Annotated in this window: 22 protein-coding genes; 21 read left to right on the top strand and 1 reads right to left on the bottom strand. The window is 55.3% G+C overall.

Annotation, left to right across the window (positions count from 1 at the left end; genetic code table 11):
• Positions 1-72: 72 nt before the first annotated feature.
• On the bottom strand, positions 73-1656 hold the full coding sequence (locus WM95_RS15960; protein ID WP_063408441.1) for a TerC family protein: 1584 nt from the start codon (positions 1654-1656) through the stop codon (positions 73-75).
• Positions 1657-2348: 692 nt separating this feature from the next.
• Here WM95_RS15960 and WM95_RS15955 point away from each other — a divergent pair.
• The 21 genes from WM95_RS15955 to WM95_RS15855 all read left to right on the top strand — a co-directional run bounded on the left by WM95_RS15955 (position 2349) and on the right by WM95_RS15855 (position 26080).
• Positions 2349-3488, top strand: a complete 1140-nt coding sequence (locus WM95_RS15955) for a polysaccharide export protein (RefSeq protein ID WP_014170829.1) — start codon at positions 2349-2351, stop codon at positions 3486-3488.
• 6 nt (positions 3489-3494) lie between these two features.
• Positions 3495-3938 carry a low molecular weight protein-tyrosine-phosphatase Wzb gene (wzb, locus tag WM95_RS15950; protein WP_023312405.1) on the top strand — a complete coding sequence of 148 codons (444 nt, stop codon included), beginning with the start codon at positions 3495-3497 and terminating at the stop codon, positions 3936-3938.
• Between the two features lie 2 nt (positions 3939-3940).
• Positions 3941-6103, top strand: a complete 2163-nt coding sequence (gene wzc, locus WM95_RS15945; protein ID WP_063408439.1) for a tyrosine-protein kinase Wzc — start codon at positions 3941-3943, stop codon at positions 6101-6103.
• Between the two features lie 150 nt (positions 6104-6253).
• The gene (wcaA, locus tag WM95_RS15940) at positions 6254-7096 is read left to right on the top strand and encodes a colanic acid biosynthesis glycosyltransferase WcaA (protein WP_023312403.1); all 843 of its coding nucleotides are present in this window, start codon (positions 6254-6256) and stop codon (positions 7094-7096) included.
• Positions 7096-7587, top strand: a complete 492-nt coding sequence (gene wcaB / locus WM95_RS15935) for a colanic acid biosynthesis acetyltransferase WcaB (protein ID WP_023312402.1) — start codon at positions 7096-7098, stop codon at positions 7585-7587. Before wcaA ends, wcaB begins: the two co-directional genes overlap by 1 nt.
• On the top strand, positions 7584-8801 hold the full coding sequence (gene wcaC / locus WM95_RS15930) for a colanic acid biosynthesis glycosyltransferase WcaC (RefSeq protein WP_032658829.1): 1218 nt from the start codon (positions 7584-7586) through the stop codon (positions 8799-8801). Before wcaB ends, wcaC begins: the two co-directional genes overlap by 4 nt.
• A complete protein-coding gene (wcaD, locus tag WM95_RS15925; RefSeq protein ID WP_088544855.1) occupies positions 8776-9996 on the top strand; it encodes a colanic acid polymerase WcaD in 1221 nt (406 codons plus the stop codon). The genes wcaC and wcaD overlap by 26 nt, the downstream gene beginning before the upstream one ends.
• A gap of 16 nt (positions 9997-10012) precedes the next feature.
• Positions 10013-10759, top strand: coding sequence for a colanic acid biosynthesis glycosyltransferase WcaE (gene wcaE, locus WM95_RS15920; protein WP_023312400.1), 747 nt, complete (start codon positions 10013-10015; stop codon positions 10757-10759).
• Positions 10760-10774: 15 nt separating this feature from the next.
• Positions 10775-11323, top strand: coding sequence for a colanic acid biosynthesis acetyltransferase WcaF (wcaF, locus tag WM95_RS15915; protein ID WP_063408437.1), 549 nt, complete (start codon positions 10775-10777; stop codon positions 11321-11323).
• 24 nt (positions 11324-11347) lie between these two features.
• Positions 11348-12469 carry a GDP-mannose 4,6-dehydratase gene (gene gmd, locus WM95_RS15910; protein ID WP_014884502.1) on the top strand — a complete coding sequence of 374 codons (1122 nt, stop codon included), beginning with the start codon at positions 11348-11350 and terminating at the stop codon, positions 12467-12469.
• A 2-nt stretch (positions 12470-12471) separates the two neighbouring features.
• A complete protein-coding gene (gene fcl / locus WM95_RS15905; protein ID WP_013097874.1) occupies positions 12472-13437 on the top strand; it encodes a GDP-L-fucose synthase in 966 nt (321 codons plus the stop codon).
• A gap of 2 nt (positions 13438-13439) precedes the next feature.
• Positions 13440-13919 carry a GDP-mannose mannosyl hydrolase gene (locus WM95_RS15900; RefSeq protein WP_029742031.1) on the top strand — a complete coding sequence of 160 codons (480 nt, stop codon included), beginning with the start codon at positions 13440-13442 and terminating at the stop codon, positions 13917-13919.
• A complete protein-coding gene (wcaI, locus tag WM95_RS15895; protein ID WP_023312397.1) occupies positions 13916-15139 on the top strand; it encodes a colanic acid biosynthesis fucosyltransferase WcaI in 1224 nt (407 codons plus the stop codon). The genes WM95_RS15900 and wcaI overlap by 4 nt, the downstream gene beginning before the upstream one ends.
• Before the next feature lie 3 nt (positions 15140-15142).
• Positions 15143-16579, top strand: a complete 1437-nt coding sequence (gene cpsB / locus WM95_RS15890; protein WP_033145975.1) for a mannose-1-phosphate guanyltransferase — start codon at positions 15143-15145, stop codon at positions 16577-16579.
• Between the two features lie 108 nt (positions 16580-16687).
• On the top strand, positions 16688-18058 hold the full coding sequence (gene cpsG / locus WM95_RS15885; protein WP_063408436.1) for a colanic acid biosynthesis phosphomannomutase CpsG: 1371 nt from the start codon (positions 16688-16690) through the stop codon (positions 18056-18058).
• 46 nt (positions 18059-18104) lie between these two features.
• Complete coding sequence (gene wcaJ, locus WM95_RS15880) at positions 18105-19499, top strand: undecaprenyl-phosphate glucose phosphotransferase (protein ID WP_063408435.1); 1395 nt, start codon at positions 18105-18107, stop codon at positions 19497-19499.
• Between the two features lies 1 nt (position 19500).
• Positions 19501-20979 carry a colanic acid undecaprenyl disphosphate flippase WzxC gene (gene wzxC, locus WM95_RS15875; protein ID WP_063408434.1) on the top strand — a complete coding sequence of 493 codons (1479 nt, stop codon included), beginning with the start codon at positions 19501-19503 and terminating at the stop codon, positions 20977-20979.
• A gap of 17 nt (positions 20980-20996) precedes the next feature.
• Positions 20997-22277, top strand: a complete 1281-nt coding sequence (wcaK, locus tag WM95_RS15870) for a colanic acid biosynthesis pyruvyl transferase WcaK (RefSeq protein ID WP_063408433.1) — start codon at positions 20997-20999, stop codon at positions 22275-22277.
• Positions 22274-23494: a colanic acid biosynthesis glycosyltransferase WcaL gene (gene wcaL / locus WM95_RS15865; protein WP_063408432.1), complete on the top strand. Its 1221-nt coding sequence runs from the start codon at positions 22274-22276 to the stop codon at positions 23492-23494. The genes wcaK and wcaL overlap by 4 nt, the downstream gene beginning before the upstream one ends.
• Before the next feature lie 12 nt (positions 23495-23506).
• Complete coding sequence (wcaM, locus tag WM95_RS15860) at positions 23507-24904, top strand: colanic acid biosynthesis protein WcaM (protein ID WP_063408431.1); 1398 nt, start codon at positions 23507-23509, stop codon at positions 24902-24904.
• Between the two features lie 180 nt (positions 24905-25084).
• On the top strand, positions 25085-26080 hold the full coding sequence (locus WM95_RS15855) for an NAD-dependent epimerase/dehydratase family protein (RefSeq protein ID WP_063408430.1): 996 nt from the start codon (positions 25085-25087) through the stop codon (positions 26078-26080).
• Positions 26081-26126: the final 46 nt, after the last annotated feature.

Raw genomic sequence — 26126 nt, 5'->3', positions numbered from 1 at the left:
TCACCCCGGTCCTCTCCCACGGGAGAGGGAGCAAACACTAAAAACGGCAACCGGGTTGCCGTTTTGTTTTACCTAAACCTCAAAATCCAGTTCTTCCTCATCCCGCAGCGGAATGAGCTGAACCTTCTGCACGCGATGGTTTTCAATCTGCAGCGTTTTGAGCAGATAGTCGCCCACCTGAACTTCTTCCCCCGGCTGCGGGATACGCTGCAAATATTCCATCAGCAGGCCGGCAATAGTGTGATACTCCCGTTTTTCATCCAGCGGCAGCGGCACGTATTGCACCAGGTCTTCCAGCGGCATATGGCCGTTAGCGGTCCACGAGCCGTCTGCGTTTTTCTGAATATCATGGCGGGCGTCAATCTCATCCACCTCGTTAGGCAGATTACCGGCGATGGTTTCCATTACGTCGCTGAGCGTGACCAGCCCTTCCACCGAACCAAACTCATCCACCACAAAGGCAAAGTGCGTGCGCGCGTTACGGAATTGCTCAAGGGCGGAAAGCAGCGGTAGCCCCTCAGGGAAGACCAGCGGCTGGCGTACCAGTACGCGCAGGTTGAGCGCCTCGCCGTGAAGCTGCTGCTGGAGCAGGTCAATCACGTGCACCACGCCCAGCAGCTCCTCTTCCTCTTCACCGCCGGTCACCACCACGCGGGTGTGTTGGTTTTTATTCAGCAGGGCGCGAATGTGCTCTTCCGGTGCCGTCAGGTCGATATGCTCAATATCGTGCCGCGAGGTCATGATGCTGCTGACCGTCCGCTGATTCAGATTAAGCACCCGCTCGATCATCCGTCGTTCCTGCGGGTCGAAGATCAGCCCGTCGCTGTGATCGGCCAGCATGGCGGAGGATTCGGCATCCAGCTCCGCATCCTCTTTCTTACCGCTTAGCAGGCGCATAACCGTGTCGGCAGTACGCTGACGCAGGGTCTGATTCGCGGACAGGAAGCGGCGGCGGTTAAATATCGCCAGCTGGTTGAGCGCTTCAATCATGACGGAGAAGCCGATGGCGGCGTACAGGTAGCCTTTCGGAATATGGAAGCCAAAACCGTCGGCCACCAGGCTAAAGCCAATCATCAGCAGGAAGCTCAGGCAGAGGATCACGATGGTCGGGTGACTGTTCACAAAGCGGGTCAGCGCCTTGCTGGCCATGACCATCAGCGTGATGGCAATAATCACCGCGGCCATCATCACCGCAAGGTGGTCCACCATCCCGACGGCGGTGATCACCGAGTCGAGAGAAAAGACCGCATCCAGCACCACGATTTGCGCCACGACCGGCCAGAATTTCGCCCCGCGGCGCTGGGTTGGATTCTCGCTGTCTTTGCCCTCCAGCCGCTCGTTGAGCTCCACCGTGGCTTTGAACAGCAGGAACAACCCGCCGAAAAGCATGATCAGATCGCGGGCGCTAAAACTCAGACCGTGGATGGAGAACAGAGGCTGTGTGAGCGTCACCAGCCAGGAGATAGAGGCCAGCAGCAGTAACCGCATCACCATCGCCAGCAGCAGGCCCGTCACGCGCGCGCGGTCGCGCTGGGAAGGGGGAAGTTTTTCAGCGAGGATGGCGATAAAGACCAGATTATCAATCCCGAGCACGAGCTCGATGACGACTAGCGTAACCAGCCCGGCCCAGATTGAGGGATCGGCAATCCATTCCATAGTAATAGCAATACCTTCTGTTATATGACGAATGTCACACTTCGATCATGGATAAAGCTGGGGGAAATTGCAATGCCGGGCTGAGATTTCTCTTAATAGGACGGGTAAAAAAGAGAGCATTCTCAATAGGGTGTAAATAAGCGAAATACGTATATTTAATTACAAGAAATGCATTTTAGGATATATCGCAGGGAATGATTTTTACTCTTATTTTGTCAATATAAAGAAAATCCTAAAAGTTCAAAAATTTGCTCTTAATATTAATCTTAAAAACCAATATTAGGACAGTTGTCTCCTTGCCTGCTATTAGGTTAGCTGCAACAATTCTCCCAGCATCAAATGTTAAATCTCAGTGTTGCTATTAATGTTCGGTCTTCAGGGATGGTTATTCATTATCCGTCGGGTTTCTCAAGCGACTGATATATTTCCAGAAGACCTTGCTCAAGAGGGTGTCTATCCATAACACATTGTTTAGTCAGTGGATTGGTAACTGAAAGCCAAGGGCGGTAGCGTGCCTGAAAGCGTGTGAATCAGCCTCGATTATTCTGTCAATAGCCAATGGATGAATAAGCTTTTTTTAGGACTGATGCCAGTTATATTTCTATTTGATTAACTGCATGCTGAAACCCAATACGACTCGAGCTTATTTAAATTGCACAGGATAATTACTCTGCCAAAGTGATAAATAATCAATGATGAAATCCAAAATGAAATTGATGCCATTATTGGTGTCTGTGACCTTGATGAGTGGTTGCACGGTCTTTCCCGGCAGCAATATGTCAACAATGGGTAAGGATGTGATCAAGCAACAGGATGCCGATTTTGATCTCGACAAAATGGTGAATGTTTATCCACTTACGCCTCGTCTGGTGGAACAATTACGTCCACGTCCGAATGTTGCCCAGCCGAATATGTCGCTGGACCAGGAAATTGCGTCCTACCAGTACCGCGTGGGGCCGGGTGACGTGATCAACGTGACCGTCTGGGACCACCCTGAACTGACCACGCCAGCGGGCCAGTACCGTAGCTCAAGCGACACCGGTAACTGGGTGCAGTCAGATGGCACCATGTTCTATCCCTACATTGGTAAAGTCCATGTTGCAGGGAAAACGCTTGCCGAGATACGTAGTGATATTACCGGCCGCTTAGCGCAGTACATCGCCGATCCGCAGGTGGACGTTAATATCGCCGCATTCCGCTCGCAAAAAGCCTATATCTCCGGCCAGGTGAACAAATCCGGCCAGCAGGCCATCACCAACGTTCCTCTTACCGTACTGGATGCCATCAACGCCGCGGGCGGGTTAACCGACGGCGCCGACTGGCGCAACGTCGTGCTCACCCACAACGGGAAGGAGCAGCGCATTTCGCTGCAGGCGCTGATGCAAAACGGCGATCTGACCCAGAACCGCCTGCTCTATCCGGGCGACATTCTCTACGTGCCGCGCAATGACGATCTGAAAGTCTTCGTGATGGGTGAAGTGAAAAAACAGAGCACCCTCAAAATGGACTTCAGCGGTATGACGCTGACCGAAGCGCTGGGCAATGCTGAGGGTATCGATCTGACGACCTCTAACGCGACCGGTATCTTCGTTATCCGTCCGCTGAAAGGTGAGGGCAGTGCGAAAGGCAAGATTGCCAACATCTACCAGCTGGATATGTCCGATGCGACCTCTCTGGTGATGGCAACGGAGTTCCGTCTCCAGCCATACGATGTGGTGTATGTCACCACCGCGCCGGTTGCCCGCTGGAACCGTCTGATCAACCAGTTGCTGCCAACCATCAGTGGCGTTCGCTACATGACGGATACGGCGCGCGACATTCATACCTGGTAATCCGCGATGTTTAACAAAATTCTGGTGGTATGCGTGGGGAACATTTGCCGTTCTCCTACGGCTGAACGGTTGTTGAAACACTACCAGCCCGAACTGACCGTTGATTCGGCAGGGCTGGGTGCACTGGTCGGTAAAGGTGCCGATGAGCGCGCAACGAGCGTGGCGCGGGATCATCACCTCTCTCTCGACGGCCACGTGGCCCGCCAGGTCACTGGCCGCATGTGCCGGGAGTATGACCTGATCCTGACGATGGAAAAACGCCATATTCATGCGCTTTGCGATATCGCTCCGGAGATGCGCGGCAAGGTGATGCTGTTTGGTCACTGGGACAATGAACGTGAAATCCCCGATCCGTATCGCAAAAGCCATGAGGCCTTTGAGGCGGTTTACACCTTACTTGACCAGTCTGCCCAACAGTGGGCGCAGGCACTGAAAGTTCAGCAGGGATAACAATGACAGAAAAAACGAGAGCTTCTGCCGCCCCGACTTCGGGCAGTGATGAAATTGATATTGGGCGCCTGGTCGGCACTGTTGTAGAGGCAAAGTGGTGGGTGCTGGGCATTACCGCCGTGTTCGCCGCGGCGGCCGTCGTCTATACGCTGTTCGCCACCCCTATCTACAGCGCCGACGCGCTGGTGCAGATCGAACAGAATACCGGCAACTCGCTGGTGCAGGACATTGGTTCCGCGCTGGCGAACAAACCGCCGGCATCCGACGCCGAAATTCAGCTCATCCAGTCACGCCTGGTGCTGGGTAAAACGGTTCACGACCTCGGGCTCGATATCTCCGTCACCAAAAATACCTTCCCGGTCTTTGGTGCCGGCTGGGATCGTCTGATGGGGCGAAACAACGACACGGTAAAAGTCACTGACTTCGTGCTGCCGAAAGGGGCAGGCGATCAGACGTTTACCCTGAAGGTGCTTGGCCCGAAACAGTACCAGCTAACCAGCGACGCAGGTTTTAGCGCGCGCGGCGAAGTGGGGCAGATGCTGACCAAAGACGGCGTCAGCATGATGGTTAGCGCCATCAACGCCCAGGAGGGCGGCGAATTCACCGTCACTAAATTCTCCACCCTGGGGATGATCAACAATCTGCAAAACAACCTGACCGTCACCGAAAACGGTAAGGACACCGGCGTGCTGAGCATGACCTTTACCGGTGAAGATAAGGATCAAATCCGCGACATCCTGAACAGCATTACCCGCAACTATCTTGAGCAGAACGTTGAGCGTAAGTCGGCAGAAGCGGCGAAAAGCCTGGCCTTCCTCGCGAAACAGCTCCCGGAAGTGCGCGCCCATCTGGATGATGCCGAGAACAAGCTGAACGCCTATCGTCAGGATAAAGACTCCGTTGACCTGCCGCTGGAGGCGAAATCGGTTCTTGATTCGATGGTCAACATTGATGCGCAGCTCAACGAGCTGACCTTCAAAGAGGCGGAGATTTCCAAGCTTTATACCAAACGTCACCCGGCCTACCGCACGCTGCTGGAGAAACGCCGCACGCTGGAAGAGGAGAAGGCGAAGCTCAATGACCGCGTGACCGCGATGCCGAAAACGCAGCAGGAGATCGTGCGTCTGACCCGCGACGTGGAGTCCGGACAGCAGGTTTACATGCAGCTGCTGAACAAGCAGCAGGAGCTGAAAATCACCGAAGCCAGTACCGTCGGTGACGTGCGCATCGTCGACCCGGCCATTACCCAGCCTGGCGTGCTGAAGCCGAAGAAAGCGCTGATTATTCTCGGCAGCATTATTCTCGGCCTGATGCTCTCCATCGTGGGCGTGCTGCTGCGTTCGCTGTTCAACCGCGGTATCGAAAGCCCGCAGGTGCTGGAAGAGAGCGGTATCAACGTCTATGCCAGCATTCCGCTGTCCGAGTGGCAAAAATCCCGCGACAGCGTCAAAACCATCAAGGGCGTCAAGCGTTACAAACAGAGCCAGCTTCTGGCGGTGGGTAACCCGACCGACCTCGCCATCGAAGCGATCCGTAGCCTGCGTACCAGCCTGCACTTCGCCATGATGCAGGCCAAAAACAACGTCCTGATGTTAACCGGCGTCAGCCCGTCGATTGGTAAAACCTTCGTCTGCGCCAACCTGGCGGCGGTGGTCAGCCAGACCAACAAGCGCGTGCTGCTGATCGACTGCGATATGCGTAAGGGCTACACCCACGAGCTGCTGGGCACCAACAACGTTAACGGTCTGTCGGAAATTCTGCTCGGTAAAGGTGAAATCAGCCAGAGCGCGAAACCTACAACGGTGCCGAAATTTGACCTGATCCCTCGCGGTCAGGTGCCGCCTAACCCGTCCGAGCTGCTGATGAGCGAACGTTTCACCCAGTTGATTGAGTGGGCGAGCAAAAATTACGACCTGGTGCTGATCGATACGCCGCCAATTCTGGCGGTGACCGACGCGGCCGTCGTTGGCCGCCACGCGGGCACCACGCTGATGGTAGCGCGTTACGCGGTGAACACCCTGAAAGAGGTGGAAACCAGCCTGAGCCGCTTCGAGCAGAACGGGATTGAGGTGAAAGGGGTGATCCTGAACTCCATCTTCCGCCGCGCGACCGGGTACCAGGATTACGGCTATTACGAGTACGAATATAAATCTGACAGTAAATAACAAAACACACCCCACCCCCTCACCCTAACCCTCTCCCCAAAGGGGAGAGGGGACAGTTCGGTGCGGGATTTGGGGGACGAACGTAATGATAACCACTGGCTGCCTTTCACCCTCTCCCCTGTGGGGAGAGGGCCGGGGTGAGGGGAAAAGATGACCACACAACGCCCTTTAGTTTCAATCTATATGCCGACATGGAATCGTCAGCAGCTGGCGATCCGCGCCATCAAATCCGTCCTGCGACAGGATTACGATAACTGGGAGCTGATCATCGTGGATGACTGCTCTTCCTCGTATGAACAGCTGCAAAAGTTTGTAACTGACCTCAACGACCCGCGGGTGGTCTATACGCATAACGCCATTAACTCCGGCGCGTGCGCGGTGCGTAATCAGGCGATTATGCAGGCCAAAGGGCAGTATCTGACCGGGATCGATGACGATGACGAATGGACGCCGAACCGCCTGTCTATCTTCCTGTCGCATAAAGAGCAGCTGGTCACGCACGCTTTCCTGTATGCCAACGACTATGTCTGCCAGGGCGAGGTTTACTCGCAGCCCGCCAGCCTGCCGCTGTACCCGAAATCGCCGTATTCTCGCCGCCTGTTCTACAAGCGCAACATTATTGGTAACCAGGTCTTCACCTGGGCGTGGCGTTTCAAAGAGTGCCTGTTCGATACCGAACTCAAGGCCGCGCAGGATTACGATATCTTCCTGCGCATGGTGGTGGAATACGGCGAGCCGTGGAAAGTGGAAGAGGCCACGCAGATCCTGCATATCAACCACGGGGAGATGCAAATCACCTCCTCGCCGAAGAAGTTCTCCGGCTACTTCCATTTTTACCGCAAGCACAAGGACAAATTTGACCGTGCCAGCCGTAAATATCAGCTCTTCACCCTCTATCAGATCCGCAATAAGCGCATGAACTGGCGCACGCTGCTGACGCTGCTGTCCGTGCGTAACGGCAAACGCCTGGCTGATGGACTTCGGGGGAAATAATGTTTCTGGAAGATTGCCGCGCTAACAGCTGGAGCCTGCGTCCGTGCTGCATGGTTCTGGCGTACCGCATCGCGCACTTTTGCTCGGTGTGGCGTAAGAAAAACGTGCTGAACAATATCTGGGCGGCGCCCGTGCTGGTGCTGTACCGCATCATTACAGAATGCTTTTTTGGCTATGAAATTCAGGCCGCTGCCACCATTGGCCGCCGCTTTACCATCCATCACGGCTATGCGGTGGTGATCAACAAGTTTGTGGTCGCCGGGGATGATTTCACCATTCGTCATGCGGTCACCATTGGCAACCGCGGGCCTGACAGCCTGGCCTGCCCGGTCATCGGCAATAACGTCGAGCTGGGGGCGAACGTGGTAATCATCGGTGACATTACGATTGGTAATAACGTCACGATTGGTGCTGGCAGCGTGGTGCTGGACAGCATTCCGGATAACGCGCTGGTGGTGGGAGAAAAAGCCCGCGTGAAGGTGATTAAATGAACATTCTGCAATTTAACGTACGCCTCGCAGAAGGCGGAGCGGCTGGCGTGGCCCTGGATCTGCACCAGCGCGCGCTGCAAAAAGGACTTCAGTCTCGTTTTATTTACGGCTACGGCAAAGGCGGCAAGAAAAGCGTTAGCCACGATAATTTCCCGCAGGTGCACAAGCACACGCCGCGTTTGACCTCCATTGCCAACATTGCGCTGTTCCGTCTGTTTAACCGCGATCTGTTTGGCAACCTGAACAACCTTTACCGCACCGTGACGCGCACGACCGGCCCGGTTGTGCTGCATTTTCACGTGCTGCACAGCTACTGGCTGAATCTGGAAGAGGTGGTGGCGTTTTGTCAGAAGGTGCAAGCCCACAAGCCCGACACCCGCTTTGTCTGGACGCTGCACGATCACTGGAGCGTGACCGGACGCTGCGCGTTTACCGACGGCTGCGAAGGCTGGAAAGATAACTGCCAGAAGTGCCCGACGTTAAGCAACTACCCGCCGGTAAAGGTGGATCGCGCGCATCAGCTGGTGGCCGGAAAGCGTCAGCTGTTCCGCGACATGCTCTCGCTCGGCTGTACGTTTATCTCCCCGAGCCAGCACGTGGCCGATGCCTTCAACAGCCTGTACGGGGCAGGGCGCTGTCAGATTATCAACAACGGCATCGACGTAGCGACGGAAGCCATTCTTGCCGAGCTGACCCCGGTGGCCGAAACCGCGGGCAAACCGAAAATTGCTATCGTTGCGCATGACCTGCGTTACGACGGTAAAACCAACCAGCAGCTGGTGCGCGACATGATGGCGCTGGGTGACAAGATAGAGCTTCACACTTTCGGCAAGTTTTCACCGTTCGAAGGGGCCAACGTGGTGAACCACGGGTTTGAGACCGACAAGCGCAAGCTGATGAGCGCGCTGAATGAAATGGACGCGCTGGTGTTCAGCTCCCGTGTAGATAACTACCCGCTGATCCTCTGCGAAGCGCTCTCTATCGGCGTGCCGGTGATCGCCACCCACAGCGATGCGGCGCGCGAAGTGCTGGAAAAGTCCGGCGGGAAAACCTTCACGGAGCAGGAGGTCCTGCCGCTGGTACAGCTGCCGAAGGCGCAGATTGCTGAGATCGTTTTTGGCACAGACCTGGAATCGTTCCGCAACCGCAGCCGCAAGGCCTACAGTGGACAACAGATGCTGGAGGAATATGTCTCGTTCTATCAGAATCTGTAGTTATCTGCTGCTGCCGCTGATCTACCTGCTGGTCAACGTCAAAATTGCCCAGCTCGGCGAAAGCTTCCCGATAACCATCGTAACCTTCCTGCCCGTTCTGCTTCTGTTGTATGTCGATAAAATCAACCTCAAGAAGCTGATGATTGCCTTAGGTCTGGGCACGGGCCTGACGCTGTTTAACTACATCTTTGGCCAGTCGCTGGATGCAAGTAAATACGTCACGTCGACCATGCTGTTTGTTTATATTGTTATTATTATCGGAATGGTCTGGAGTATTCGGTTTAAAACTATTTCTCCGCACAATTATCGGAAAATCCTTAGGTTCTTTTATATTGCCGTTGCGTTAATTGTTATGCTTGCCGCACTGGAGATGGCGCAAATTATTCTCACCGGCGGCAGCAGCCTGATGGAGATAATTTCGAAATATCTCATTTACAGTAACAGCTATGTATTGAACTTCATCAAGTATGGCGGGAAGCGTACTACGGCCCTCTATTTTGAACCGGCGTTTTTCGCTCTGGCGTTAATCTCAATTTGGCTCAGCATTAAACAGTTTGGTATCAAAACGCCTAAGACCGATGCTATGATTCTTGCAGGAATTGTTCTGTCTGGATCGTTCTCAGGGGTAATGACATTTATCCTGTTTTACCTGCTGGAGTGGGCGTTCCAGTACCTGAACAAAGATGCGATTAAGAAAAAACTGCCGCTGGCGATTATCTCCCTGACGGTATTTTTGGTAGGCGTGATATTTGCCTTCCCGTACATCTCAGAACGTCTGGGTGATTTGGGAACGGAAGGGTCTTCGTCCTATTATCGCATCATTGGGCCACTGGTGATGGTGAGTTATTCCTTAACCCATATTGATGGGGTAGTAAGATTCGGCTCACTTTACGAATATGTTGCATCATTCGGAATCTTTAACGGTGCGGATGTCGGTAAAACCATAGACAATGGTCTGTATCTGTTAATTATTTATTTTTCGTGGTTCGCCGTACTGTTGACCCTGTGGTATCTGTTTAAAGTTTTCAAAATGATGATTAACGCGTTTGGTGATAACCAGAACTTTCGCGTTCAGCTTTATCTGTTTACTCCGGTGTCGCTGTTTTTTACCGGGTCAATATTTAGCCCGGAATATGCTTTCTTGATTGTCTGTCCGTTTATTCTGCGCAAGGCGCTTAATATTACGAACGTATGACGAAATGAGGTGATTTATGTTTCTTAGCGTCATTACTGTCGCTTTTCGTAATTACGAAGGGGTGGTAAAAACCTGGCGCTCGCTGCGCAACCTGGCGCGCGATCCAAGCCTCACCTTTGAGTGGATTGTGGTCGACGGCGGCTCGAACGATGGCACGGCGGAGTTTCTGGAAAAACTCAACGGTGAGTTCAACTTACGCTACATCAGCGAGAAAGATAAAGGCATCTATGATGCGATGAATAAAGGCATCAGCATGGCGCAAGGCCGTTATGCCATCTTCCTGAACTCGGGCGATATTTTCCATGAAGACGTGGCGCTGTTTGCCCGTCAGCTGGCTCGCCAGAAAGAGGACGCCATGTATATTGGCGATGCGCTGCTCGATTTTGGCGACGGACATAAAGTGTGCCGCAGCGCGAAGCCAGGCTGGTATATCTACCACAGCTTGCCGGCCAGCCATCAGGCCATTTTCTTCCCGGTAAAGGGTCTGAAAAAACAGCCTTACGATTTACAGTATAAAGTGTCTTCCGATTATGCGCTGGCAGCCAGCCTGTATAAATCAGGTTACCCGTTCCGTCGAATTAAAGGGCTGGTGTCTGAATTCTCAATGGGCGGCGTGTCAACGTCTAATAATCTGGAATTATGCCAGGACGCCAAAAACGTACAGCGTAAAATATTACGCGTGCCGGGGTTCTGGGCGGAATTGTCTTATTTATTACGCCTGCGCACCACAGGCAAAACGAAAACCTTATATAACAAAGCCTGAATATAAGGAAACGCAATGCAGGATTTAAAAGGTTTTTCCGTGCCGAAAGGTTTTCGGGGCGGGAACGGTATTAAGGTACAGTTGTGGTGGGCCGTTCAGGCAACGTTATTTGCCTGGTCGCCGCAAATAATGTATCGCTGGCGAGCTTTTTTATTGCGCCTGTTTGGCGCAAAAATCGGAAAAAACGTAGTCATCCGACCTTCTGTGAAAATTACCTATCCGTGGAAATTAACGCTTGGGGATTACGCATGGGTTGGGGATGACGCGGTGTTATATACCCTGGGCGAAATAACGATTGGCGCAAATTCGGTGGTTTCACAGAAATGTTATTTGTGTACCGGCAGCCACGACTTTATGAGTCAGCATTTTGATATTACCGCTTCGCCTGTTTCGATAGGTGAAAAATGCTGGCTGGCAACGGATGTTTTTGTTGCACCGGGTGTTTCTGTTGGCGATGGCACGGTAGTCGGTGCCCGCAGCAGCGTTTTTAAATCGCTACCGGCAAATAAAATTTGCCGTGGCAACCCCGCAGTGGTGATACGCGAACGCGTTGAAACTGATTAAATTCATAAGTAGAGGAATATAAACATGTCTAAAGTCGCTCTCATCACCGGCGTTACCGGGCAGGATGGTTCTTACCTGGCAGAGTTCCTGCTGGAAAAAGGGTATGAAGTACACGGTATTAAACGTCGTGCGTCTTCTTTCAACACCGAACGTGTGGATCATATTTATCAGGATCCTCACGCGGCGAACCCGAAATTCCACCTGCACTACGGCGACCTGACCGATACCTCCAACCTGACCCGTATCCTGCAGGAAGTACAGCCGGATGAAGTCTACAACCTGGGCGCGATGAGCCACGTAGCGGTCTCCTTCGAATCCCCGGAATACACCGCCGACGTTGATGCCATGGGTACGCTGCGTCTGCTGGAAGCGATTCGCTTCCTCGGCCTTGAGAAGAAAACTCGCTTCTACCAGGCATCTACCTCCGAGCTGTACGGCCTGGTGCAGGAAATCCCACAGAAAGAGACCACGCCGTTCTACCCGCGCTCTCCGTATGCGGTAGCAAAACTGTACGCCTACTGGATCACCGTGAACTACCGTGAATCCTACGGCATGTACGCCTGTAACGGCATCCTGTTCAACCACGAATCTCCGCGTCGCGGCGAAACCTTCGTGACCCGCAAAATCACCCGCGCCATCGCCAACATCGCGCAGGGTCTGGAATCTTGCCTGCACCTCGGCAACATGGATTCCCTGCGTGACTGGGGCCATGCCAAAGACTACGTGAAAATGCAGTGGATGATGCTGCAGCAGGAACAGCCAGAAGACTTCGTCATCGCGACCGGCGTGCAGTACTCCGTACGTCAGTTCGTTGAAATGGCCGCGGCACAGCTGGGCATCAAACTGCGCTTCGAAGGTACCGGCGTGGAAGAGAAAGGTATCGTTGTTTCCGTGACCGGCCACGACGCACCGGGCGTGAAGCCAGGCGACGTGATTGTGCAGGTTGACCCGCGCTACTTCCGTCCTGCTGAAGTGGAAACCCTGCTGGGCGACCCAACCAAAGCGCACGAGAAGCTGGGCTGGAAACCAGAAATCACTCTGCAGGAGATGGTTTCCGAGATGGTAGCCAAAGATCTTGAAGCAGCGAAAAAACACTCCCTGCTCAAGTCTCATGGCTACGAGGTTGCCATCGCGCTGGAGTCCTGAGAATGACAAAACAACGTATTTTTGTCGCCGGTCATCGCGGAATGGTGGGTTCCGCGATTGTTCGCCAGCTCGAACAGCGCGGTGACGTCGAAGTGGTTGTCCGCACGCGTGACGAGCTGAACCTGCTCGACAGCCGAGCGGTACAGGACTTCTTTGCTAATGAACGCATTGACCAGGTGTATCTGGCGGCGGCGAAGGTGGGCGGCATTGTCGCTAACAACACCTACCCGGCGGATTTCATCTACGAAAACATGATGATCGAGAGCAACATCATTCACGCCGCGCATCTGCACAACGTGAATAAGCTGCTGTTCCTCGGGTCGTCCTGTATTTACCCGAAAATGGCGAAACAGCCGATCGCCGAGAGCGAACTGCTGCAGGGCACGCTTGAAGCGACCAATGAGCCGTACGCGATTGCCAAGATTGCCGGGATCAAGCTGTGCGAGTCCTACAACCGCCAGTACAACCGCGACTATCGTTCGGTGATGCCGACCAACCTGTACGGACCGCACGACAACTTCCACCCGAGCAACTCGCACGTGATCCCGGCGCTGCTGCGCCGCTTCCACGAGGCGACCGCCGAGAACGCGCCGGACGTGGTGGTGTGGGGCAGCGGTACGCCGATGCGCGAATTCCTGCACGTGGACGACATGGCTGCCGCCAGCATTCACGTGATGGAGCTGGATCGCGAGGTGTGGCAGGAGAACACCGAGCCGATGCTGTCGCACATCAACGTCGGCACCGGCGTGGACTGCACCATTCGCGAGCTAGCGCAAACCATCGCGCAGGTGGTGGGCTACAAGGGCCGCGTGGTGTTTGACGCGACGAAACCGGACGGCACGCCGCGCAAGCTGCTGGACGTGACCCGTCTGCATCAGCTGGGCTGGTATCACGAGGTGTCACTGGAGCAGGGGCTGGCCAGTACCTACCAGTGGTTCCTGGAAAACCAGCACCGCTTCCGGGGGTAACGATGTTTTTAAGTCAGGAAGATTTTGCCACGGTAGTGCGTTCCACTCCGCTCATCTCAATTGATTTGATCGTGGAGAACGAACGCGGCGAGTTCTTGCTGGGGAAACGAACCAACCGTCCTGCACAGGGCTTCTGGTTCGTGCCCGGCGGGCGCGTGCAGAAGGATGAGACGCTGAGCGATGCGTTTGAGCGTCTCACTCTGGCGGAACTGGGCCTGCAGCTGCCGATGGCAGCGGGCCAGTTTTACGGGGTCTGGCAGCACTTCTATGACGATAACTTTTCAGGCACCGGGTTCACCACGCACTACATCGTGCTGGGGTTCCGCCTGAAGGTGAGTGAGGCAGACCTGCGTCTGCCTGATTCTCAGCATGACGACTACCGCTGGCAGACGCCAGAGGCGCTGCTTGCCAGCGACAATGTGCATGACAACAGTCGTGCCTATTTCCTGGCTGAACGTCAGGCCGAGGTGCCGGGCATATGAAGATCCTCGTATACGGAATCAACTACTCGCCGGAATTAACCGGCATCGGGAAATACACCGGCGAGATGGTCGAGTGGATGGCGAGCCAGGGACATGACGTGCGGGTCATTACCGCGCCGCCGTACTACCCGGAGTGGAAAGTCGGGGAGCGCTACTCAAGCTGGCGCTACCGTCGCGAAGAGGGCGCAGCGACCGTCTGGCGCTGCCCGCTGTATGTGCCTAAGCAGCCCTCAACGCTGAAACGGTTACTTCATCTGGGCAGCTTTGCCCTGAGCAGCTTCTTCCCGCTGATGGCGCAGCGTCGCTGGAAGCCGGATCGCATCATCGGCGTGGTGCCAACGCTGTTTTGCACGCCGGGCATGCGCCTGCTGGGCAAACTCTCCGGCGCGCGCACTCTGCTGCACATACAGGATTACGAAGTTGACGCCATGCTGGGCCTGGGGATGGCAGGCAAGAGTAAAGGCGGCAAGGTCGCGAAGCTCGCCAGCGCGTTTGAGCGCAGCGGCCTGCACAACGTTGATTACGTCTCGACTATCTCGCGCTCGATGATGAACAAGGCGCAGGAGAAGGGCGTCCCGGCGGAGAAAGTCATTTTCTTCCCGAACTGGTCAGAAGTGGCGCGTTTTCGCGATGTAACTGAGCAGGATGCTCATGCCCTGCGCGCGCAGCTCGGTTTGCCTGAAGATCAAAAAATCATTCTTTACTCAGGCAACATCGGCGAAAAGCAGGGGCTGGAAAGCGTGATTGAAGCGGCCCAGCTGCTGAGTGAACATCCGTGGACGTTTGTGATTGTCGGGCAGGGCGGTGGAAAGGCGCGGCTGGAAAAAATGGCCGGTGAACGCGGCCTGACCAACGTGAAATTTTTCCCGCTTCAGTCTTACGAGGCACTGCCTGCGCTGCTGAAGATGGGCGACTGCCATCTGGTGGTGCAAAAACGCGGCGCCGCGGACGCGGTGCTGCCGTCCAAGCTGACCAACATTCTGGCAGTGGGCGGTAACGCGGTGATCACGGCAGAAGCCGAAACAGAATTAGGCCAGCTGTGTGACAGCTATCCGGGGATTGCCGTGTGCGTGGAGCCGGAATCGGTCCCGGCGCTGGTAACCGGAATTGAGCAAGCGCTTGCCATGCCAAAAGTGAACACGGTGGCACGTGAATATGCCGAACGCACGCTCGAAAAAGAGAACGTGCTGAGCCAATTTATTACAGATATACGGGGATAAATCATGAGTCAAACCACTTTGTATCCGGTTGTGATGGCTGGTGGCTCTGGTAGCCGGTTGTGGCCGCTGTCCCGCGTGCTCTATCCAAAACAGTTCCTCTGCCTGAAAGGGGATCTCACCATGCTGCAGACGACGGTAAACCGTCTGCACGGCGTGGAGTGTGAAAGCCCGGTGGTGATTTGTAACGAACAGCACCGTTTTATTGTTGCCGAGCAGCTGCGCCAGCTGAATAAGCTCACCGAAAACATCATCCTTGAGCCTGCCGGACGCAATACCGCGCCCGCGATCGCCCTGGCGGCGCTGGCGGCAAAACGCAGCAGCCCGGACTGTGACCCGCTGATGCTGGTCCTGGCGGCAGACCACGTTATCCAGCAGGAAGACGCCTTCCGCGACGCGGTGCGTGCGGCGATCCCTTACGCCGAGAGCGGCAAGCTGGTGACCTTCGGCATCGTGCCGGATCTGCCGGAAACCGGATATGGCTATATTCGTCGCGGCAGCGTGACGCCGGGGGAAGGCGACAGCGTGGCGTTTGACGTGGCGCAGTTTGTTGAAAAACCGAATCTGGAAACCGCGCAGGCGTATGTCGCCAGCGGTGAGTATTACTGGAACAGCGGGATGTTCCTGTTCCGCGCCGGACGCTATCTGGAAGAGCTGCGCAAATACCGCCCGGATATTCTGGACGCCTGCGAGAAAGCGATGGCGGTGGTGGACCCGGATCTCGACTTCATCCGCGTGGATGAAGAGGCGTTCCTCGCCTGCCCGGAAGAGTCCATTGACTATGCGGTGATGGAACGTACGGCGGACGCCGTCGTGGTACCGATGGATGCGGGCTGGAGCGATGTCGGCTCCTGGTCCTCCCTGTGGGAGATCAGCGCCCATACCCCGGAGGGTAACGTCCACCACGGCGATGTTATTAGCCACAAAACGGAAAACAGCTACGTCTACGCCGAATCCGGCCTGGTGACCACGGTCGGGGTGAAGGATCTGGTGGTTGTCCAGACCAAGGACGCCGTGCTGATTGCCGACCGTAACGCCGTGCAGGACGTTAAAAAAGTGGTTGAACAAATTAAGGCCGATGGCCGTCACGAGCACCATATTCACCGCGAAGTCTACCGTCCGTGGGGGAAATATGACTCCATTGACTCCGGTGATCGCTACCAGGTGAAACGCATCACCGTGAAGCCGGGCGAGGGGCTGTCGGTGCAGATGCACCATCACCGCGCCGAGCACTGGGTGGTGGTTGCGGGTACCGCTAAAGTCACTATCGACGGTGAAGTCAAACTGCTGGGTGAAAACGAGTCCATTTATATTCCGCTGGGGGCGACGCACTGTCTGGAGAACCCGGGGAAAATTCCTCTCGACTTAATTGAGGTGCGCTCCGGCTCGTATCTGGAAGAGGACGATATCGTGCGCTTCCAGGACCGCTACGGGCGGGTGTAGCATGCATTATGCCCGGTGGCGCTGCGCTTACCGGGCCTGCGAATGACAAAAAAATCAATTTGGCCATTAAGTGGTCAGGGCCGACTGTTGCCTAAAAAAGGGGTCATCATGGAAAAATTAACCTGTTTTAAAGCCTACGATATTCGCGGCAAGCTGGGCGAAGAGCTGAATGAAGACATTGCGTGGCGCATTGGCCGCGCGTACGGCGAATATTTAAAACCGCAGACCATCGTGCTGGGCGGCGACGTGCGTCTGACCAGTGAATCCCTGAAGCTGGCCCTGGCGAAAGGGCTGCAGGACGCGGGCGTGGACGTGCTGGATATCGGCCTTTCCGGGACCGAGGAGATTTACTTTGCCACCTTCCACCTGGGCGTGGACGGCGGTATCGAAGTGACGGCCAGCCACAACCCGATGGACTACAACGGGATGAAGCTGGTGCGCAAGGGCGCGCGCCCTATCAGCGGCGACACCGGCCTGCGCGACGTGCAGCGCCTGGCGGAAGCCAACGATTTCCCACCGGTGAACGAGGCTAAGCGCGGCAGCTACAAAAAAATCAACCTGCAGAAAGAGTACATCGACCACCTGCTGGGCTACATCAACGTGGCGAACCTCAAGCCGCTGAAGCTGGTCATCAACTCCGGTAACGGCGCGGCCGGCCCGGTGGTGGACGCGCTGGAAGCCCGCTTTAAGGCGCTGAACGTGCCGGTAACCTTCGTCAAGGTGCACAACACCCCGGACGGCAACTTCCCGAACGGTATTCCTAACCCGCTGCTGCCGGAGTGCCGCGACGACACCCGCAACGCGGTGATTGAGCACGGCGCGGACATGGGCATCGCCTTTGACGGTGACTTCGACCGCTGCTTCCTGTTCGACGAGAAAGGGCAGTTCATCGAGGGCTACTACATTGTCGGCCTGCTGGCAGAAGCGTTCCTCGAGAAAAACCCGGGCGCGAAAATCATTCATGACCCGCGCCTTTCCTGGAACACCGTCGACGTGGTCTCCGCGGCGGGCGGCACGCCGGTGATGTCCAAAACCGGCCACGCCTTCATCAAAGAGCGCATGCGCGAAGAAGACGCCATCTACGGCGGCGAGATGAGCGCCCACCACTACTTCCGTGATTTTGCCTACTGCGACAGCGGGATGATCCCGTGGCTGCTGGTCACCGAGCTGCTGTGCCTGAAGGGGCAGACGCTGGGCGAGCTGGTGCGCGACCGCATGGCGTTGTTCCCGGCGAGCGGGGAGATCAACAGCAAGCTGGCGCAGCCTGCCGATGCCATTGCCCGCGTGGAGCAGCACTTTGCGATCCACGCGCTGGAAATTGACCGTACGGACGGCATCAGCATGGCGTTCCCGCAGTGGCGCTTCAACCTGCGCTCGTCCAACACCGAGCCGGTGGTGCGTCTGAACGTGGAGTCCCGTGCTGACACGGCGCTGATGGAAGCCCGAACGAAGGACATTCTGGCGCTGTTGAATCAGTAATACTTGCCCCTCCCGGCGGGAGGGGGAACCGAATACAGGAACAACGATGACGAATCTAAAAAAACGCGAGCGAGCGAGAACGAATGCATCGTTAATCTCTATGGTGCAGCGTTTTTCTGATATCACCATCATGGTCGGTGGATTGTGGGCGGTGTGTCGGCTCGGCGGGCTGCCGTTCTTATATATGCATCTGCTGATGGCCCTGATTGCGCTGGTCGTGTTTCAGATGATCGGCGGAATGACCGATTTCTACCGCTCGTGGCGCGGCGTCAAAATGACCACTGAACTGATGCTGCTGCTGCAGAACTGGACCCTGAGCCTGATCTTCAGCGCGGGCCTGGTGGCCTTCAGTCATGATTTTGATAATCGCCTCGTGACCTATCTGAGCTGGTATCTGTTAACCAGCGTCGGCATGGTGGTGTGCCGTTCCCTGATCCGCTTTGGGGCGGGCTGGCTGCGCAACCGGGGCTATAACCGTCGCTTCGTTGCCGTAGCGGGCGATCTGCCGGTTGGTAAGGTCCTGCTCGACAGCTTCCGCAAAGAGCCGTGGTTAGGGTTTGAAGTGGTCGGGATTTATCACGACGCGAAGCCGGGCGGCGTGCCTGCGGACTGGGCGGGCAATTACGAACAGCTTATTGAAGACGCGAAAGCCGGCAAAATTCATAACGTCTACATCGCCATGCAGATGAAAGACGAATCCCGCATCAAGCAGCTGATGCGCGAGCTGGCGGACACCACCTGTTCGGTGATCCTGATCCCGGACGTCTTTACCTTTAACATCCTCCATTCACGCATTGAAGAAGTGAACGGCGTGCCGGTGGTACCGCTGTACGACACCCCGCTGTCGGGCATTAACCGCGTGCTGAAGCGCGCGGAAGATATAGTGCTCTCTTCGCTGATTTTACTGCTCATCTCCCCGGTGCTGTGCTGCATTGCCCTCGCGGTGAAGCTGAGCTCTCCCGGCCCGGTTATCTTCCGCCAGACCCGCTACGGTATGGACGGTAAGCCGATTATGGTGTGGAAATTCCGCTCCATGAAGGTGATGGAAAACGACAAGGTGGTGACCCAGGCAACGCAGAACGATCCGCGCGTCACCCGCGTGGGGAACTTCCTGCGCCGCACCTCTCTGGACGAGCTGCCGCAGTTTATCAACGTCTTCACCGGCGGGATGTCGATTGTTGGCCCGCGTCCGCACGCGGTGGCGCACAACGAGCAGTACCGCGCGCTGATTGAAGGCTACATGCTGCGCCATAAGGTGAAGCCGGGCATTACCGGCTGGGCGCAGATTAACGGCTGGCGCGGCGAAACCGACACGCTGGAAAAAATGGAAAAACGTATCGAATTCGATCTGGAGTACATCCGTGAATGGAGTATCTGGTTCGATATCAAGATTGTTTTTCTGACCATCTTCAAAGGTTTCGTGAACAAAGCGGCGTACTAAGATGAGCTTACGTGAAAAAACCATCAGCGGGGCGAAGTGGTCAGCGATGGCGACCATCGTCATCATTGGCCTCGGTCTGGTGCAGATGACCGTGCTGGCGCGCATTATTGATAATCACCAGTTCGGCCTTTTGACCGTCTCGCTGGTGATTATCGCGCTGGCCGATACGCTGTCTGATTTTGGTATCGCCAATTCGATTATCCAGCGCAAAGAGATCAGCCATCTGGAGCTAACCACGCTCTACTGGCTGAACGTGGGGCTGGGGATTTTCGTGTTCGTGCTGGTGTTCCTGCTGAGCGATATCATCGCCAGCGTGCTGCACAACCCGGATCTGGCTCCGCTGATGCGCACGCTGTCGTTTGCTTTCGTGGTGATCCCGCACGGGCAGCAGTTCCGCGCGCTGATGCAGAAAGAGCTGGAGTTCAACAAGATCGGCATGATCGAGACCAGTGCCGTGCTGGCGGGCTTTACCTTCACCGTGGTGAGCGCCCATTTCTGGCCGCTGGCGATGACCGCTATCCTCGGATACCTGGTTAACTCTGCCGTGCGTACGCTGCTGTTCGGCTACTTTGGCCGCAAGATCTACCGTCCCGGGCTGCATTTCTCTCTCGCATCCGTCTCGTCCAACCTGCGCTTTGGCGCGTGGCTGACGGCGGACAGCATTATCAACTATGTGAATACCAACCTGTCGACGCTGGTGCTGGCGCGTATTCTTGGCGCGAGCGTGGCGGGGGGCTACAACCTGGCCTACAACGTCGCGGTGGTGCCGCCGATGAAGCTGAACCCGATCATCACCCGCGTCCTGTTCCCGGCCTTCGCCAAGATCCAGGACGACACCGAGAAGCTGCGCGTTAACTTCTACAAGCTGCTTTCCGTGGTGGGGATTATCAACTTCCCGGTGCTGCTGGGGCTGATGGTGGTTTCCAGCAACTTCGTGCCGCTGGTGTTTGGCGAGAAGTGGAACGGCATCATCCCGATCCTGCAGCTGCTGTGCGTGGTGGGGCTCCTGCGCTCCGTGGGGAATCCGATTGGTTCCCTGCTGATGGCAAAAGCGCGCGTCGATATTAGCTTTAAGTTCAACGTGTTCAAAACCTTCCTGTTTATTCCGGCAATTATCGTCGGCGGGCATATGGCGGGCGCCATCGGCGTCACGCTGGGCTTCCTGCTGGTGCAGGTAGTCAATACCGTTCTGAGCTACTTCATCATGATCAAGCCGGTGCTGGGCTCCAGCTACCGTCAGTACATCCTGAGCCTGTGGCTGCCGTTCTATCTCTCGTTGCCGACCCTAGCGGTGAGCTACGGCCTGGGCATCATCCTCAGCGGTCACCTGCCGCTGGCCGCGCTGCTGGCGGTGCAGGTTGCCGCGGGCGCGCTGGCATTTGGCGTGATGATTGTGCTGTCACGCAATGCGCTGGTGGTGGAGATGAAGCGCCAGTTTTGCCGTAACGAAAAAATGAAAACGCTGCTTCGCGCAGGCTAGTTATTTAAGAGGCCATTATGAAATTATTAATTCTTGGCAACCATACCTGCGGCAACCGTGGCGACAGCGCCATCCTGCGCGGTTTACTGGATGCAATTAACACCCTTAAGCCTGAGACCGAAGTGGACGTGATGAGCCGTTATCCGGTTAGCTCATCCTGGTTACTGAACCGCCCCGTGATGGGCGACCCGCTCTACAGCCAGATGAAACAGCACAATAACGCCGCGGGCGTGATGGGCCGCGTAAAGAAAGTGCTGCGCCGTCGCTATCAGCACCAGGTGCTGCTTTCCCGCGTGACCGATACCGGCAAGCTGCGCAACATCGCGATCGCGCAGGGCTTTACCGATTTTGTCCGTCTGCTGTCCGGCTACGACGCCATTATTCAGGTCGGCGGATCGTTCTTCGTCGATCTCTACGGCGTGCCGCAGTTTGAGCATGCGCTCTGTACCTTTATGGCGAAAAAGCCGCTGTTTATGATCGGCCACAGCGTCGGGCCATTCCAGGATCCGCAGTTTAACCAGCTCGCAAACTACGTCTTCGGCCATTGCGACGCGCTGATCCTGCGCGAGTCGGTCAGCCTCGACATGATGAAGCGCAGCGAAATTGACACCTCAAAAGTTGAGCACGGCGTGGACACCGCGTGGCTGGTGGATCACCAGGACGACAGCTTCCAGCCGAGCTACGCGGTGCAGCACTGGCTCGACGTGACGTCGAAACAGAAAACCGTCGCAATAACCCTGCGCGAGCTGGCGCCCTTCGATAAACGTTTAGGTACGACCCAGGCGGCGTATGAGAAAGCCTTCGCCGACGTGGTGAACCGCGTGCTGGACAGCGGGTACCAGGTGCTCGCGCTCTCAACCTGCACCGGCATCGACAGCTACAACAAAGACGACCGCATGGTGGCGCTGAACCTGCGCAATCTGGTTAACGATCCGTCCCGCTATCATGTGGTGATGGACGAACTGAACGATCTGGAGATGGGCAAGCTGCTCTCCGCCTGCGACCTGACCGTCGGCACGCGGCTGCACTCCGCCATTATCTCCCTGAACTTTGGCACGCCGGCCATTGCCATCAACTACGAACACAAATCAGCAGGCATCATGCAGCAGCTCGGTATGCCGGAAATGGCCGTGGATATCCGTCATCTGCTGGATGGTTCGCTGGGTGCGATGGTGGGGGACACCCTGGGTCAACTGCCCGCCATCAACGAACGCCTGGCCGTGGCGGTGAAAGCCGAGCGCGAGAAGGGCATTGGGATGGTGAAATCGGTACTTGACCGCGTGCGGGAGGGGAAATGAAGGTTGGTTTCTTCTTACTGAAATTTCCGCTGTCGTCTGAAACGTTTGTCCTGAACCAAATCACCGCGTTTATCGATATGGGATATGACGTGGAGATTATCGCCCTGCAAAAGGGCGATACCCAAAACACCCATGCGGCCTATACCCAGTATGGGCTGGAGGCGAAAACCCGCTGGCTGCAGGATGAGCCGTCCGGGAGGCTGAGCAAGCTGCGCCACCGGGCCAGCCAGACCTTGCGCGGGATCCACCGCGCGTCGACGTGGCGGGCGCTGAATGTTTCCCGCTATGGGGCGGAATCCCGCAATCTGATCCTGTCGGCCATCTGCGGGCAAACCGCGCAGCCGTATCGTGCCGACGTGTTTATCGCCCACTTTGGCCCGGCGGGCGTCATCGCCGCGAAGCTGCGCGAGCTGGGCGTGATTGACGGCAAAATTGCGACCATCTTCCACGGTATCGATATCTCCAGCCGCGAAGTGCTGAACCACTACACGCCGGAGTATCAGCAGCTGTTCAGGCGCGGCGACATGATGCTGCCTATCAGCGACCTGTGGGCCGGGCGCCTGAAAAACATGGGCTGCCCGGGAGAGAAAATTGCCGTTTCGCGTATGGGCGTGGATTTAACGCGCTTCACACGCCGTCCTGTCAAGGTGCCGGGAAAACCACTGCAGATCATCTCCGTTGCTCGCCTGACCGAGAAGAAAGGCCTCCATGTAGCCATTGAAGCCTGCCGCCAGCTGAAAGCGCGCGGGGTAGATTTCCACTATCGCATTCTCGGCATTGGGCCGTGGGAGCGTCGTCTGCGCACGCTTATCGAACAGTATCAGCTGGAAGATGTCGTAGAGATGCCGGGTTTCAAGCCGAGCCACGAGGTCAAGGCCATGCTCGACGAGGCGGATGTCTTTCTGTTGCCTTCCGTAACGGGCGCCGATGGCGATATGGAAGGCATTCCGGTGGCGCTGATGGAGGCGATGGCCGTAGGTATTCCGGTGGTATCAACCCTGCACAGCGGGATCCCGGAGCTGATTAAGTCTGACCATTCCGGCTGGCTGGTGCCGGAGAATAACGCGATGGCCCTTGCGGACCGATTAGCTGCCTTCAGCGATATTGACCAGCAGGCGCTGGAGCCCGTGCTCCATAACGCCCGACAAAAAGTGGAAACCGATTTTAACCAGCAGGTGATTAACCGCCAGTTAGCGAGCCTGCTGCAAACGCTGTAACGCCGAGGATGTATGCTGAAAAAGATTACCCGACGCACTTTTGTCTCTTCTCTCTCCGTTCTGGCGGCCACGCCGCTGCTGTCGTCACGCATCGCGCGGGCGGCAAGCGGCAGAACGGTCTCTGTTAATCAGTACAATAACAACGACTGGATCGCCGCCTTTAAGCAGGCGTTCAATGATGGCGACACCGTCGTGGTACCGGCCGGGCTCACCTGCGAAAACATCAATACGGGCATTTTCATTCCCGACGGTAAAACGCTGCTGATCCGCGGGGCGTTAACCGGCAACGGGCGCGGCCGCTTTGTTCTGCAGGAAGGCAGCAAAGTGATAGGCGAAGGTGCCGGTCGCACGGAGAACATTACGCTCGACGTTCGCGGCTCTGACTGCGTCATCAAAGGGCTGGCCATGAGCGGTTTTGGCCCGGTGACGCAGATCTACATCGGCGGCAAGAAACCGAGCGTGATGCGCAATTTGCTGATTGATAACATCAGCGTGAGTCAGGCTAACTACGCCATCCTGCGCCAGGGGTTCCACAACCAGGTGGACGGTGCCCGCATCACCAACAGTAAATTTAGCCATCTTCAGGGCGATGCGATCGAGTGGAACGTCGCCATCAACGATCGCAATATCCTGATCTCCGATCATGTCATCGACAACATCAACTGCACCAACGGCAAGATCAACTGGGGCATCGGCATTGGCCTCGCCGGCAGTACCTACGATAACGACTATCCGGAGAAGCAAACCGTCAAGAACTTCGTGGTGGCCAACATCACCGGCAGCAACTGTCGCCAGCTGGTGCACGTTGAAAACGGTAAGCATTTTGTTATCCGCAATATCAAAGCCAAAAATATTACCCCCGATTTCAGTAAAAAGGCGGGAATAGACAACGCCACGGTGGCCATTTATGGCTGTGATAATTTCATTATTGATAATGTCGATATGGTGAACAGCGCCGGAATGTTAATCGGCTATGGGGTAATAAAAGGCGATTATTTGTCCATCCCGCAGAATTTCAAGCTCAATAATATTCACCTCGATAATCGACAGCTTGCGTATAAATTGCGCGGAATACAGATTTCATCCGGTAATGCCACCTCGTTTGTGGCGATAACCAACGTGGAAATGCAGCGTGCTACGCTTGAACTGCACAACAAGCCGCAGCATCTTTTCTTACGCAACATCAATGTGATGCAGGAAGCCGCTGTGGGTCCCGCCCTGAAGATTAACTTCGACCTGCGCAAGGATGTTCGGGGTAAATTTATGGCTAAAGATGAGACCTTGCTGTCGCTGGCGAACATTAAAGCGGTGAATGAGAAGGGGCAAAGCTCGGTGGATATTGACCGGGTGGATCAGCAGGTTGTGAATGTGGAAAGGCTGAATTTTGCGCTTCCATCAATGCGAAAGTGAATTTTTAAGAGGCATAGCACGCACTCATCGTAAACACCTAAAATTTGTTACTGAACTCAGCGATTTTAGGGTTTATAATCCGTGCCACAATCTCCAGATTTGTCTTGTCATTAGCGATACCTCACGGAATATCATGACTACCGGAGGTTTGCCAAACACACATAACGCATTGAGTGGTTTATGAACGATAAAGTTTTGTTTATTGGCGCGTCCGGTTTCGTTGGGACTCGTTTGATCGAGATCTCTAAGTCCGAGTTTGATGTTACCAACTTCGACAAACAGCAGAGTCATTTCTACCCTGAGATTACTGTTTCAGGTGATGTACGCAATCAGGAGCAACTCGATCACGCTCTTGCCGGTTTCGACACGGTGGTATTACTCGCTGCCGAGCATCGTGATGATGTCAGCCCAACGTCGCTCTACTATGATGTCAACGTTCAGGGTACACGTAATGTACTGGCAGCTATGGAAAAAAATAATGTTAAGAATATTATTTTTACCAGTTCAGTTGCTGTTTATGGTCTTAATAAAGTCAATCCTGACGAATCTCATCCGCACGATCCTTTCAACCACTACGGTAAAAGTAAGTGGCAGGCGGAAGAGGTTCTGAGAGAATGGTTCAACAAAGCGCCTGAAGAACGATCTCTGACCATTATTCGCCCAACGGTCATTTTTGGTGAACGCAATCGTGGCAATGTCTACAATCTTCTGAAGCAAATCGCGGGTGGAAAATTCGCAATGGTGGGCGCCGGAACCAACTATAAGTCTATGGCTTATGTGGGTAATATTGTTGAGTTTATCAAATTCAGATTGAGCAACGTAAAACCGGGTTATGACGTATTTAACTATGTTGATAAACCCGATCTGAATATGAATCAGTTGGTTGCCGAGGTAGAAAAGAGCCTTAGCAAAAAAATCCCATCCGTGCATCTCCCTTATCCTTTAGGGATGCTTGGCGGTTTTTGCTTTGATATTCTTAGCAAAGTTACGGGTAAGAAGTATGCGATTAGTTCCGTTCGTGTAAAAAAATTCTGTGCCACCACTCAATTTGATGCGACGAAAGTGCATACCTCTGGTTTTAAAGCGCCTTATACCTTATCTCAAGGCCTGGACCGTACGTTGAAGTATGAGTTCGTGCACGAGAAGAAAGATGACATCACGTTTGTTTCTGAGTAGTAACGGATGATCTGGGATTTGTCGGAAACACGCTCTTCCTCTTCTT

The sequence above is a fragment of the Enterobacter cloacae complex sp. ECNIH7 genome, from assembly GCF_002208095.1.
In the GTDB taxonomy this organism is placed as follows: domain Bacteria; phylum Pseudomonadota; class Gammaproteobacteria; order Enterobacterales; family Enterobacteriaceae; genus Enterobacter; species Enterobacter cloacae_M.
The sequence above is the reverse complement of the archived record's forward strand: the minus strand, read 5'-3'. Positions and strand labels throughout refer to the sequence as shown.

Excerpts from the sequence above, each read along its gene's own strand:
- cpsG (WP_063408436.1), top strand. The coding sequence starts at position 16,688 with ATGGAAAAATTAACCTGTTTTAAAGCCTACGATATTCGCGGCAAGCTG.
- WM95_RS15955 (WP_014170829.1), top strand. The coding sequence starts at position 2,349 with ATGATGAAATCCAAAATGAAATTGATGCCATTATTGGTGTCTGTGACC.
- wcaL (WP_063408432.1), top strand. The coding sequence starts at position 22,274 with ATGAAGGTTGGTTTCTTCTTACTGAAATTTCCGCTGTCGTCTGAAACG.
- wcaC (WP_032658829.1), top strand. The coding sequence starts at position 7,584 with ATGAACATTCTGCAATTTAACGTACGCCTCGCAGAAGGCGGAGCGGCT.
- WM95_RS15900 (WP_029742031.1), top strand. The coding sequence starts at position 13,440 with ATGTTTTTAAGTCAGGAAGATTTTGCCACGGTAGTGCGTTCCACTCCG.
- fcl (WP_013097874.1), top strand. The coding sequence starts at position 12,472 with ATGACAAAACAACGTATTTTTGTCGCCGGTCATCGCGGAATGGTGGGT.
- wcaE (WP_023312400.1), top strand. The coding sequence starts at position 10,013 with ATGTTTCTTAGCGTCATTACTGTCGCTTTTCGTAATTACGAAGGGGTG.
- wzc (WP_063408439.1), top strand. The coding sequence starts at position 3,941 with ATGACAGAAAAAACGAGAGCTTCTGCCGCCCCGACTTCGGGCAGTGAT.
- wzb (WP_023312405.1), top strand. The coding sequence starts at position 3,495 with ATGTTTAACAAAATTCTGGTGGTATGCGTGGGGAACATTTGCCGTTCT.
- WM95_RS15855 (WP_063408430.1), top strand. The coding sequence starts at position 25,085 with ATGAACGATAAAGTTTTGTTTATTGGCGCGTCCGGTTTCGTTGGGACT.
- wzxC (WP_063408434.1), top strand. The coding sequence starts at position 19,501 with ATGAGCTTACGTGAAAAAACCATCAGCGGGGCGAAGTGGTCAGCGATG.
- wcaJ (WP_063408435.1), top strand. The coding sequence starts at position 18,105 with ATGACGAATCTAAAAAAACGCGAGCGAGCGAGAACGAATGCATCGTTA.
- wcaM (WP_063408431.1), top strand. The coding sequence starts at position 23,507 with ATGCTGAAAAAGATTACCCGACGCACTTTTGTCTCTTCTCTCTCCGTT.
- wcaD (WP_088544855.1), top strand. The coding sequence starts at position 8,776 with ATGTCTCGTTCTATCAGAATCTGTAGTTATCTGCTGCTGCCGCTGATC.
- gmd (WP_014884502.1), top strand. The coding sequence starts at position 11,348 with ATGTCTAAAGTCGCTCTCATCACCGGCGTTACCGGGCAGGATGGTTCT.
- wcaA (WP_023312403.1), top strand. The coding sequence starts at position 6,254 with ATGACCACACAACGCCCTTTAGTTTCAATCTATATGCCGACATGGAAT.
- wcaK (WP_063408433.1), top strand. The coding sequence starts at position 20,997 with ATGAAATTATTAATTCTTGGCAACCATACCTGCGGCAACCGTGGCGAC.
- wcaI (WP_023312397.1), top strand. The coding sequence starts at position 13,916 with ATGAAGATCCTCGTATACGGAATCAACTACTCGCCGGAATTAACCGGC.
- wcaF (WP_063408437.1), top strand. The coding sequence starts at position 10,775 with ATGCAGGATTTAAAAGGTTTTTCCGTGCCGAAAGGTTTTCGGGGCGGG.
- wcaB (WP_023312402.1), top strand. The coding sequence starts at position 7,096 with ATGTTTCTGGAAGATTGCCGCGCTAACAGCTGGAGCCTGCGTCCGTGC.
- WM95_RS15960 (WP_063408441.1), bottom strand. The coding sequence starts at position 1,656 with ATGGAATGGATTGCCGATCCCTCAATCTGGGCCGGGCTGGTTACGCTA.
- cpsB (WP_033145975.1), top strand. The coding sequence starts at position 15,143 with ATGAGTCAAACCACTTTGTATCCGGTTGTGATGGCTGGTGGCTCTGGT.